The 12,596-nt window shown below is 31.0% G+C and carries 11 protein-coding genes; 3 read left to right on the top strand and 8 right to left on the bottom strand.

What is annotated here, in order from left to right; all coding sequences use genetic code 11:
* Positions 1-12: 12 nt before the first annotated feature.
* The gene (comM, locus tag NOVO_04155; GenBank protein AIL65214.1) at positions 13-1,533 is read right to left on the bottom strand and encodes a Competence protein ComM; all 1,521 of its coding nucleotides are present in this window, start codon (positions 1,531-1,533) and stop codon (positions 13-15) included.
* A 110-nt stretch (positions 1,534-1,643) separates the two neighbouring features.
* Positions 1,644-3,416 (bottom strand): Single-stranded-DNA-specific exonuclease recJ, encoded by a 1,773-nt coding sequence (gene recJ / locus NOVO_04150; protein ID AIL65213.1) that lies wholly within the window; start codon positions 3,414-3,416, stop codon positions 1,644-1,646.
* Positions 3,417-3,654: 238 nt separating this feature from the next.
* Between recJ and NOVO_04145 the strand changes: the two genes are divergently transcribed.
* Positions 3,655-3,852, top strand: a complete 198-nt coding sequence (locus NOVO_04145; GenBank protein AIL65212.1) for a hypothetical protein — start codon at positions 3,655-3,657, stop codon at positions 3,850-3,852.
* A 54-nt stretch (positions 3,853-3,906) separates the two neighbouring features.
* Entirely contained in the window at positions 3,907-4,989 is a 1,083-nt protein-coding gene (mfpsA, locus tag NOVO_04140) for a GT1 family glycosyltransferase (GenBank protein AIL65211.1), read from the top strand.
* A 611-nt stretch (positions 4,990-5,600) separates the two neighbouring features.
* Here the strand turns inward: mfpsA and purL are convergent.
* The 4 genes from purL to purC all read right to left on the bottom strand — a co-directional run bounded on the left by purL (position 5,601) and on the right by purC (position 9,548).
* Positions 5,601-7,787, bottom strand: a complete 2,187-nt coding sequence (gene purL, locus NOVO_04135) for a Phosphoribosylformylglycinamidine synthase 2 (GenBank protein ID AIL65210.1) — start codon at positions 7,785-7,787, stop codon at positions 5,601-5,603.
* Positions 7,784-8,476, bottom strand: a complete 693-nt coding sequence (gene purQ / locus NOVO_04130; GenBank protein ID AIL65209.1) for a Phosphoribosylformylglycinamidine synthase 1 — start codon at positions 8,474-8,476, stop codon at positions 7,784-7,786. The genes purL and purQ overlap by 4 nt, the downstream gene beginning before the upstream one ends.
* Positions 8,477-8,544: 68 nt before the next feature.
* Complete coding sequence (purS, locus tag NOVO_04125; protein ID AIL65208.1) at positions 8,545-8,793, bottom strand: phosphoribosylformylglycinamidine synthase; 249 nt, start codon at positions 8,791-8,793, stop codon at positions 8,545-8,547.
* A gap of 8 nt (positions 8,794-8,801) precedes the next feature.
* Positions 8,802-9,548, bottom strand: a complete 747-nt coding sequence (purC, locus tag NOVO_04120) for a Phosphoribosylaminoimidazole-succinocarboxamide synthase (protein ID AIL65207.1) — start codon at positions 9,546-9,548, stop codon at positions 8,802-8,804.
* A 147-nt stretch (positions 9,549-9,695) separates the two neighbouring features.
* Here purC and NOVO_04115 point away from each other — a divergent pair, with 147 nt between their 5' ends.
* Complete coding sequence (locus NOVO_04115; GenBank protein ID AIL65206.1) at positions 9,696-10,019, top strand: hypothetical protein; 324 nt, start codon at positions 9,696-9,698, stop codon at positions 10,017-10,019.
* A 146-nt stretch (positions 10,020-10,165) separates the two neighbouring features.
* Here the strand turns inward: NOVO_04115 and nth are convergent, their stop codons facing one another.
* Entirely contained in the window at positions 10,166-10,801 is a 636-nt protein-coding gene (gene nth / locus NOVO_04110; GenBank protein AIL65205.1) for an Endonuclease III, read from the bottom strand.
* A gap of 112 nt (positions 10,802-10,913) precedes the next feature.
* On the bottom strand, positions 10,914-12,533 hold the full coding sequence (locus NOVO_04105; GenBank protein AIL65204.1) for a Leucine-rich repeat protein: 1,620 nt from the start codon (positions 12,531-12,533) through the stop codon (positions 10,914-10,916).
* Between the last annotated feature and the right edge of the window lie 63 nt (positions 12,534-12,596).

The following is a 12,596-nucleotide window of genomic DNA, read 5'->3' as shown; positions in this document are numbered from 1 at the left end:
CAACCTATATTTTTAATTTGATGATTTTCTAATAGGTAATTGTCTATAATGTAGGGCTTCAGCAATATGTATTTTATTAATGTGATAAACATTTTCCATATCTGCTATAGTACGGGCAACACGTAATATTCTATTATATCCACGCATAGATAATTTAAGCTGCTCAGCAGCTTTATTTAACAAAGCTAATCCTTCTGTATTAGGGGTAGCAAATTCTAATAATAATTTACCATCTAAATCAGAATTGATTCTTATACCAAACCCATCATAACGCTTTTGCTGAATTATCCTTGCTTGTAGTACTCTATTTGCAATCGTTTTGGTATCTTCATTACTCACATTGTTAAAATTTCCAATATTAATATTGGAAAGTTCTACATTTAAATCTATCCTATCTAATAAAGGACCTGAAATACGTGATTGATAATCTACAGCACATCTAGGAGCTTTATTGCAATTACGCTCTATATCATCTAAATAACCACAACGACAAGGATTCATGGCTGCGATTAACTGAAATTTTGCAGGATATGTAATATGAGCATTCACTCTAGCTATCGATATCTCACGCGTTTCTATAGGTTGTCTTAAAGCTTCTAGTACTTGTGCAGGAAATTCTGGTAATTCGTCCAAAAATAATACTCCATTATGAGCTAATGATATTTCTCCTGGAACTAGTTTTCGTCCCATTCCTCCCCCTACCATAGCTGCTATCGAGCAAGAATGATGTGGATTTCTAAAAGGACGGATACGTTGTAATTTGCCATCTGATAATATACCAGCTATACTCGCAACCATACTACATTCAAGTATTTCTTTAGCATCCATTGGCGGCAATATTCCTTGCAATCTTCTAGCAAGCATTGACTTACCAACTCCAGGTGGGCCAGACATTAACATATTATGTCCACCACTAGCTGCTATTTCTAGGGCTCTCTTTGCTATTTCTTGACCTTTAATATCGTATAAATCTTGATGTTCTTCCGCATCCTCATATGGTGTAGTTTTAGGATAAGATAATAATTGCACACCTTTAAAATGATTAATTAAAGACAATATACTATCAGGAGCCAAAATATTCTCATTACCAGACCAAGCTGCTTCCTGGCCATTAGCCATTGGACAAATAATGCCTTTACCACGAGCATTAGCGCCCACAGCTGCAGGTAATACACCTACAACTTTAGAGATGCTTCCATCAAGTGATAGCTCTCCTAAAATAAAATAATTATCCAATTCTTCTTCAGGTAGAATATTTATGACACTTAGTAAACAGCAAGCTATAGCTAAATCGAAATGACTACCTTCTTTAAGTAAATCAGCAGGAGCAAGATTAACCGTAATACGTTTTGCAGGTAATTGTAATCCTATAGAACTAAGAGCTGCTCTTACTCTTTCTTTCGATTCAGCTATGGTTTTATCAGGTAATCCAACTATAGTAAAAGCAGGTAGTCCCGTTGCAATATGGGCTTGTACATTTACATCAACAACGGTTACACCTGCAAATGTAAGAGAATTTACATTAGAAGTCATAAAATTAATACTTATTTATAAATTATTTTATTTTAACAAAAATCCAATACTTGCTTTTATCACCAAATATTTATATTGCCTACAATTTTTTTTATATAACAATACTTACATTATTTTATTACATCACTTATTATTAATTCTACCCTTTCATTACCTTGCCATTTACTGATCTGTAATTGACCAATAATATCTAGGTCTCTACCCAAAGATGAAAGCAAAAAATTACCTATTAAAGTATTAACTGCATTAAAAATAATTCCTTTAATAACACCTGTACTACTTTGCGTTTTAAATAAACAGCTAATATGTTTGCCAGCTATTACATTTATTTTTATTAGCTTACTATTTTTGACAAGAAATTTTGGAGCAGGATTACTTGCACCATAAGGTTCAAGTTTATCTAATAATTTAGCTAACTCTAGAGTGATGGCTTCTAGTGATAGAAATCCTTCAAAATATCGTGTTCGACAATCATATTCTAAAAGAGCTGGAATATCTTGCAATTGCTCATTTAAAAATTGCTTTAATAAAATCACTTTGTCTAGCATAATAGTGAATCCAGCGGCCATAGCATGACCTCCACCCTCTATAACTAATCCCAAATTTTTGGCATTAATTATTAATGCTCCTATATCTATGCCAACAATCGAACGACATGAAGCTTTACCTATATTGTTTTCAACAGAAATAACTATAACTACTTTATCATATTTATCCTTTAATCTACTTGCTACTATACCTATTACTCCCTGATGCCACTTGTTACCTGTAATATATACAAATGGTAATTCTGATAAACTTTGCTCCGCAAGCACAAAGGCTTCCTCTAATGTCATGGTTTCTATAGCACGTCTTTCTTGATTTAAATGATTTAATGTCTTCGCAATATCATTGGCTTCATTAAAATCATCATTAGCTAATAATTTAGCACCCAGCCATGATTTACCTATTCTACCTCCTGCATTGATACGTGGACCTATTACATATCCAAGATGATAAATGTTCAATTCTTCGTTTATACCAGCTAGATCAATTAAAGAAGTTAATCCTATATTATTTCTCTTGGACATTACTTTGAGCCCTTGTTTAACAAAGGCTCTATTAAGCTCTATTAAAGGTACTACATCACATACTGTACCTAAAGCTACTATATCTAGGAATGATAATAAATCAGGTTCTGAAACCACCTTAAACCACCCTTTTTGTCTAAGTATAGAAGTGATTGCTACAACTAATAGGAAAGTTACTCCTACTGCAGCTAAATAGCCATATTTAGAAGTTTCATCATAACGATTTGGATTAACAATAGCTACAGCACGAGGCAATATTTCCCCTCCTAAATGATGATCAACCACAATAATCTCTAGACCTTTATCCGTTATTTTATTAATTGTATCAATTGCCGCTGTTCCGCAATCAACTGTAATCACTAATTTCACTTTTTCATCAAGCATTTGTTCAAAAGCTTGTAAATTAGGACCATAACCTTCTGTAAATCTATCAGGTATATAAATTGTATGATTATGAAAAGAAATTGCAGAAAAAAAGCGTTTTAATAATGCACTAGATGTAGCACCATCAACATCGTAATCTCCAAAAATTACTATCTTATGATTATATTCTATAGCTTCAACTATTCTATTTGCGGCCTTTTCCATATCAAGCAATATCATAGGATTGGGTAAAAAAGCACGTAAAGTGGGATTTAAATAATCATTTACCTGGTCCAGTTTCACCCCTCGATTAATAAGTAATTCTGCAATCATTGCTGGAATATTGTATTTTTGCTGTATATATGAGCAATTGCGTTCATCCACGTCTTTAAGGCACCAATAATGTCCTCTAATTGAATAATATAAATGATTTTTTATTTTTTCTTGCATAGTAAATATTTTAATTAAAATGTTATATAACAGTTTTGTCTCTATTTTCCTATTATATTTAGTTATCTGTTTACAATCATTACCACAATAATACCAATAATTATAAGTATAAAACTACTAAATATTATTTTTATTATTAATTTTCATTTATTTACTATTTGTTTACCATATATTAACGAATATTTATAATAATTATTTTTTGTTTATAAAAAATGTACAAAATAGCTTGGTGTATATTATGGCATATAACAGAAATAATTCTTGTTACATAGCAAAAGTTATATTGGGCAGAGAATTTGGTATATCATCAGATGTTTCAATTTTAGGAAAAATTCTTAATTTTTGGAATCAATCTTCAAATGTCAAGGTAAGCTTAGTCTTCCTTGGCACTTGGGATATAATCAATTCAAATAATTATGTTAATGTAAAATATTAAATATACATTAATAATATATTTAGTTTTATGTTTTAATGAAGAAAGGAGAAAAAATTGCTTGTTGTAAATACTATTTTTGGGCGCCGTAAAGGTGACATAGAACAAACATTTATTGATTATACAAAATGTTTAATAGACTTAGGTTGTAATACAGCACTCTTAGCGTATAAAGATGCGCCTATACTTAATGTTATTCCTAAAGATATACCTGTGCATACTATACCTAATTTTGGACAATGGGACCCGTTAGTAGGGTGGAAATTAAAAAATGCTATTCAAGAAATCAAGCCAGATGTAATAATAGCTCATGGCAATAGAACTAACTCTTTGCTTAATAAAACCATTACTGATATTCCAATTATAGGTGTATGTCATAATATCAATTTAAGGCAAGCAGCGGAACATAACCCTCTTATTACGGTTTCAGATGAATTGCGGCGTACATTAATTAAAAAAGGGCATAATCCTAATTATATATATACTATCCCACATATGGTATATATACCTACACATCTTACTGAAAAAAATAATACATGGCATAATCCGCCTGTAATAGGAGCACTTGGTAGGTTTGTGGCTAAAAAAGGATTTACTGTTTTCCTTAATGCGCTTAATATATTAAGAAATAGAAATATTCCTTTTAAAGCTATTTTAGGAGGAGATGGCATAGAAATGCTTAAGCTTAAACAATTAGCGCACGAGCTAAATTTAGAAAACCTAATAGAATTTCCAGGATGGATAGAAGATAAAAATAGTTTCTTTTCTGCAATCGATATATTTTGTTTGCCTTCTCTTCATGAACCAGTGGGCATGGTTATACTGGAAGCTTTTATGCATTCTATAACCGTTGTAACTTCTGATACAGATGGACCTATGGAAATAGTAAGGCCGCATATAGATGCCTTAATGGTTGAAGCAGGTGATGCTAATAAATTAGCTAATGCTTTGGAAAAATTAATACAAAATCCTAATTTTGCAACAAAGCTTGCTAAGGAAGGTTTTAATAATGTAACAACAAATTATGAAAGTAAAGCTATAGGTAAAAAATTATACAACGTTATTGAAAAAGTAATTAGTAACTATAATGCGTATAATAATGACATTTCTGCCAACAAAGAAAATTTGATGTCAGTATAGTAATCGATAGCCCCAACTATTAACTTGCTTTAGTGTAATAAGAGTTAAAGTAAGTTAATAGAATCAAAAATATTAATGTATTCATCCTATAATATTAATTATAGAATATTATAACTCTCGATAATGCAGGCATAAAATTAGGACATATATAGTAAATTGATTTGAACTTGCTGCGGATGGCGTCGCTCAATGTTCACCTAGCAATTAGTGGCTTTGCTCCTCATTTCTTGTATCAAACTTAAACTGTTTTTACTGTAGTTTTCTTATTATTCTCAGCGTCATTCTTGAGAACAATATAAAAAGGATGCTAATGAGCATTAATGAGATAAATGTACTGGTAGTAACTGTTTTTTAAGATAATTAAGATTTAAAAAAATCATCTTACCTATATCTTCATATTTACTTATCAGCATAAAAATTGCTTCTAGTAAACGGAAGATTTTTATGTATACTCGGTGGATTTCAAAAATAGACGTCGTCATCTTTGAAAATCTACGGTACTCACGTATCTATGTATGTCCCGTTCCTCGATTTCAAACTCCCTGTCTTTTATAAAATTGACCTTTGCATACTACTCTCTTCAGTTACTTGAGGTGTATAATAAGTTTTTGTTAAGACATTTTGTCAGATAAAGATTTATTATAAGTTAACTTCAGTTGATCTAACGTAATTTCTTCATCGTTAGCTTGAATTTTATCTCCACCAGTTTTACCTAAAATTTGATAATAAATATTATGTTCTTCTATAAGTTTTTCTATACCTGATAAGGATTCATTATTACAAGTAATAATATATCTACATTGATCTTCACCAAATAACCAATTATATTTATTAACATTAGAGGGAATTTGAATAATAGCGCCAATATTAGATTTCATAGCCATTTCTGCTAAAGATATATATAATCCGCCATCAGATACATCATGACAAGCAGTAATCATTTTGTGTTTTATAAGGTGTAATATAAATTCACCATATTTTTTTTCTTCAAATAAATTCACACTTGGTGCTTGCCCATCTTCCTCACCGTATATTTCACGTAAAAATAAAGAAGCGCCTAGATGTCCTTCTGTTTTACCAAGTAAAACTATAGTGTCATTCGCTTTCTGAAAACAGTTTCTTGTAAGCTTATCTATATCTTCTATCAAACCTACACTGCCTACTGTTGGAGTTGGATAAATTGCTTTATCATTGGTTTCATTATATAAAGATACATTCCCAGAAATTACAGGGAATTTTAATACTTTACATGCTTCTGCCATACCTTCTATACAAGCAACGATTTGCCCCATAATTTCAGGTTTCTCAGGATTACCAAAATTTAGACAATCTGTAATAGCTAAAGGCTTACTTCCTACACAAATCAAATTACGCCAGTTTTCTACAACTGCTTGTTTTGCGCCACCATAAGGATCTGCAGCACAATAACGAGGGGTGCAGTCACTTGTCATAGCCAGGGCTTTATTTGCATTTATACGTAACACGGCAGCATCCCCACCGGGGCCAGAGATAGTGCTTGCTCCTACTGTTGAATCATATTGTTCATAAATCCAGTTTTTAGCACATAAATCCGGGCTAGCAAGCAATTTTAGTAAAATATCATTAATATTATGATCTATATTAATATCTATTTTTATATCTTTCCTAGGAATAGGTTGTATAAATGAACGGTCATACTCAGGAGAGTTTTCATGCAAAGGATCGATTGGTATATCTCCAACAACTTGATTACCTGCTTTTAAAATTAATCTACCTGTAGTAGTAATAGTACCAACAACAGCAAAATCTAATCCCCATTTAGCAAAAATTTTATATGCCATTTCGACACATTCTGGTTTAAGTACCATTAACATACGCTCTTGGCTTTCAGATAACATGATTTCATATGGTATCATCTTAGGATCACGTACTGGTACTTTATCTAAATCTAATTCTATACCAGTCCCACCCTTACCAGCCATTTCTAAAGAAGCACAGGTGAGTCCTGCAGCACCCATATCTTGAATACCAAGAATAGCATCTTTAGACATTAACTCCAAGCATGCTTCGAGTAATAATTTTTCTGCAAAAGGATCCCCTACTTGTACAGTAGGTCTCTTTTGTTCTGATAAATCATCAAAAGAAGCTGAAGCCATAGTGGCACCATGTATGCCATCACGTCCTGTTTTTGATCCTACATAAACAACTACCGTACCCGGTATCGAAGCTTTTGAATAAAAGATTTTATCTTGATCAGCAATGCCAACTGTCATTGCATTAACTAAAATATTTCCATTATAAGAAGAGTGGAAAGTGCATTCCCCCCCAACCGTAGGTATACCCATAGCGTTACCATATCCACCTATACCAGCGGCAACACCTGCTAGTAAATACTTAGTTTTTGGATGGTTAAAATCTCCAAAGCGTAGAGAATTTAAATTAGCTATAGGACGGGCACCCATAGTAAATACATCCCTCATAATACCACCAACACCAGTTGCCGCACCTTGATATGGTTCAATAAAAGAAGGATGATTATGGCTTTCCATTTTAAAAATTATAGCCTTACCTTCGCCAATATCTATCACCCCTGCATTCTCTCCAGGGCCACATATAACCCACTCAGCTTCTGTAGGTAGCTTGCGTAAATGTAATTTGGTAGATTTGTAAGAACAATGCTCACTCCACATTACGGTAAAAATCCCCAGTTCCGTATAGTTAGGTTTTCTCCCTAATATCTCTAAAATCTTTTCATATTCTTCATTAGATAGACCTAATTCTTTAGCCACATCCTTGTTAATTTCTTCTAAATTCATCATCTTAGTTCTTTAGATAAATAGTTAAATAAATATTTGCCATCTTCACTGCCTGTTAAAATATCTACCGCTCTTTCCGGATGGGGCATAAGACCTAATATATTACCCTTTGCATTAATAATTCCTGCAATATTATTTAGTGAACCATTAATATTAGATTCTTCATTTACAACCCCTCGTTCATCAGAGTAACTAAATGCTATTAACTCTTGATCAATTAATTTCCTCAAAGTTTCCTGATCGGTAAAATAACACCCCTCTTGATGGGCAATTGGTATTTTAATAACAGGATGATCTTTATAAGCTTCGGTATATAATGACTTAGTTTTATTTACACGTAAATAAACACTTTTACTAATAAATTTTAAATGCTTGTTTCTAATTAATGTTCCAGGTAACAAACGTGTTTCGGTGAGAATTTGAAAACCATTACAAATACCTAAAATATATACACCTTTTTCTGCTTCCTTGATGACTTCTTGTATTATAGGAGAGTTAGCAGCAATTGCACCCGTACGCAAATAATCACCATATGAAAACCCTCCAGGTAATATTATTAAATCTAGCCCTTTAGGTAAAAAAATGTCATTATGCCAAATCTTTTGTGGAAAACACCCAGAATAAGATCCAAATACTTTAAATACGTCATGATCACAATTTGACCCGGGAAAAACTATTATACCTACTTTCATACTTTTCTCTCTTCTATGCTAGAATTATCCTAGTCTATAAGTTCTATCTTTAATCTCTTCAAATTAAGTTAGGTATTTTGTACAATTTCAAAATTATAATCTTCAATAATTTCATTAACTAATAATTTTTTACACATTTCGTGCACAATATCAGCAATTTTATCAGTGTTTTGTTCAGCTAGGGTTAATTCGAGTAATTTACCTTGTCTCACTTCTTGAAGATTTGAAAATCCGAGTGTGCTTAAAGAAGACATAATAGCCTTACCCTGAGGATCTAATACTTCTTTACGTGGCATTACATAAATTCTAACTTTCATATTTATCTTTATTCCTCTTCATTTGGATCAATATTCACTAATACACCTAATCTTCTAGCTACTTCTCTATAGGCTTCCTCTATATTTCCTAAATCTCTACGAAACCTATCTTTATCCATTCTTTCGTTAGTTTTAATATCCCATAATCTACAACTATCAGGACTAATTTCATCAGCTAGTACTATATGTTCCATATCATTTATATTGATACGACCAAATTCTATTTTAAAATCTATTAATCTAATGCCAACACCAAAAAACATTCCTATAAGAAAATCATTAATTCTAGTAGCAAAAGCCTTAATTTCTTCTAATTCTATTGGGTTAGCCCACCCAAATGTTATAATATGTTCTTCGCTAATGAGAGGATCGTTTAAATTATCATTTTTAAAACAAAATTCTATAATATTACGAGGTAACACCACGCCTTCTTCAAAGCCAAGCCTTTTTGCCATAGAACCAGCCACTACATTTCTTACAATTACTTCTACGGGTATAATATCAACTTTTTTGACTAATTGTTCTCGCATATTGAGCGTACGAATAAAATGGTTAGGAATACCAATCTCGCCTAATTTTAACATAACAAGCTCAGATATCCTGTTATTAATAACACCTTTACCTGATACTAAGCCACGTTTTTGATTATTAAAGGCTGTTACATCATCTTTAAAATGTTGAATGATAGTGCCAGGTTCGGGCCCCTCAAAAAGAATTTTCGCCTTACCTTCATATATTTGTTTCTTTTTAAACAAGACAATGCCTCTTATTATAAAATGATACATTAATTATTATTTAATGTAATAGCGGTATTTTTTTATTTAGTAAACAATTAATTATTACTTTGCTTTAATAAAAGTTATAGTATATTTACATCCTATAAAACTACCAAGGAGAAAAGAATGAATAAAATAGATGATCGTGAGCAAGCATATGAAAATAAATTTGCACATGATGCAGAAATTGAATTTAAAATTAATGCTCGTACTAATAAAATGCTTGGTCTTTGGGCAGCATCTCAAATGAAGATGGATCAAACTGCAAGTGATTCTTATGCAACAAAATTAGTTGAAGATAGCGTTAATAACAACTACAGTGAAGACGATTTAGTAAATAAAATATATAACGATCTTACCTCAGCAGGATTCAATATTGATATAAGTGAAATTAAATCTTCTATAGTACATATCAAAAAAGACGCAGAATATTATATTAAAAATTCATGAATTAACTTTCAAATGAAGATGCGTATGTCGTCATTAGTGCTTACCTAACAATTAGTAGGCTTCGATGCCTCATCCCTAATGTCATCTCCATTTGAAACTATTATACTTTCTCTTTGAAAATCCAGTATTATTATTTTTTATGGTTTCTACAAATTATGTTTTTTTTCATATTCGCATAAGTCTTGTACTATGCATTTGCTACATTCAGGTTTTCTAGCTTTACACGTATAACGCCCATGTAAAATAAGCCAGTGATGTGCTTTAGTTTTATATTTTTCTGGCACTACTTTACATAGTTGTTTTTCGGTATCCAGTACATTACCTGTATTTACCAAACCTAATCTATTACTTACTCTAAAAACATGTGTATCAACCGCTATAGTAGGATGATCATAGGCACAGTTTAAAAATACATTGGCTGTCTTTCTGCCTACACCTGGTAAACTATATAATAAATCAAAAGAAGCTGGTACTTGACTATTATAGTCTTCTAGTAATATTTTACTTAAAGCTATTATATTTTTAGCTTTATTATTAAACAACCCTATAGTTTTAATGTAATTTTTTAAGCCTTCTTCACCAAGAGTTAATATTTTTGAGGGCGTATCTGCGAATGCAAATAATTTAGCAGTTGCTTTATTTACACCTATATCAGTACTTTGGGCTGAAAGTATAATAGCTACAAGCAAGGTAAAATCATTGGTATAATTTAATTCAGTTTTAGGATCTGATAAACTCGCAGAAAACCTTGCAAAAATTTGTTCTATTGTGTTAGGGTGCATGTTCTCGTAGTATTTTCTATAGAAAGAATAATTTATATCACTATATAAATTTTAATTTAAATTAGCAATACTACTATTCTGGCTGAGAAATTAAATTTTATAAAAGTTATATTTACCTTGCCCATGCTCTTTTTCTTTCACTCACAAAATCTTGGTATTTTCTTTTACTTGTAGTGTCTAATTGATGGTTATCAATGAGATTTTTAATGTTGGTATCTTTTGAATTATATCTACCCTGTAATAATATGTTATCAAACACCGAGTGTGTCATTTTGGGTAATATTCTCTCTATTGTATCGTGGTCATTTTTTTCTATGCTTGTATTAAATTTTTTCTTTATTGTAATAGCGCTTCTTACGTACTTATCTACATTTTCTTCAAAAACGTTATAACCAAAAATTTTCTCTAAAATCATAACAGGCATAGCCTCTAAAAAAGGATATTTTTTATTTCCAAAATCTATGTTATTGATAGAAATCCCTGGTTGACATTGTTTCCTTACTTTTAAAAGTTCAAGAGTATATTTAGCACGAGCAGGCATCAATGCTTCTTCTACTAATTTAGTAGCTTCATGACTGCTGATATTGAATGAAGTTTCTTCTAATATATATTCTACTGCGGATTTCTGCTGAAAAATCGCTAACGTTTGTGTATTAGATAAAGATTTGTGTTCAATAATAAGAAGTGCTGTATTATAAGCTTGTATATTATTAAATTGCAAATATAATTCTTTCTCTATACAAATATTTTGAGATAATGATACCTTTAATAAATTTCTATTTTCTTTTAAAGCCCAAGCAAAAATTATTTCATCAAAAATATCTGTGTTTTTGTTATTACACTCAAGCCTACACAAAGTGCTGTTTCTAATGAGCGCTAATCCCAAATGCATGATCCATCGAGTAAAAGTATAATTATTATTTAAAATAAGAGATTTTAATCCTTTATTTACGGTTAACATCCTGGCAAGATGTTGAAAACCTTGTTCTCCTAAACACTTATTTTCATTAAAAATATCTGTAACACTTAAATCATTATCACTATTATCACCAAGACCTGATAAATCAAGAATTTTTAATGAATTATTTAGCTTTAGCGCATATGTAATAGATTGAATACTATCCTTACCGAGAGGGTTATGGCTTAAGTTTAATGCTTCTAAATTAAAATTATTGCATAACATATATGCTATGGTGGTTCCTATATCGTTAGATAGCATGGTATGTGATAAATCTAGACGCTGTAAGGCTTTATTATGTGCTAACGCGCTGATAATATTATCTATCCCACTCTCTTTTTTTTGAGTTATTCTGCATAAGTTTAATGATCTTAGAATATAATTTTTTCGTAACCCATCTGCTAAACAGATCATATCACTTTTATTTAAGAAAGTATTTTCTAGACTTAAATGTAATAATGGAGGATTAGTTATTAAATAATTTACTACAAACTGTATATTATTATAAATATTTGTACTATTTTTTAAATCAAGGTGTATTAAGGAACGATTAAACGACAAACTCTCCATTAGCATTTTAAGTTGTTCTCTATTGCATATACTATGATCAAACTTAAGGAATTTAATAGAATTATTTATTTTTAAAAATTGGCATATAGCTTCTATAAGCCAATTTTCTTTTCTATGTACTATATTTAGATGAGTTAAATTAGGAACACTAAGAGTTTTCTCAACTTGCTGCGGTGAATGGGTATGGTCAATAATATAAAGCATTTTAATTCCTATATTAAATAATTAAGAGTACAGCTATAATAGTTATTCATGAATAATGATTAA

The sequence above is a fragment of the Rickettsiales bacterium Ac37b genome, assembly GCA_000746585.2.
Lineage (GTDB): Bacteria > Pseudomonadota > Alphaproteobacteria > Rickettsiales > Arcanibacteraceae > Ac37b.
The sequence above is the reverse complement of the archived record's forward strand: the minus strand, read 5'-3'. Positions and strand labels throughout refer to the sequence as shown.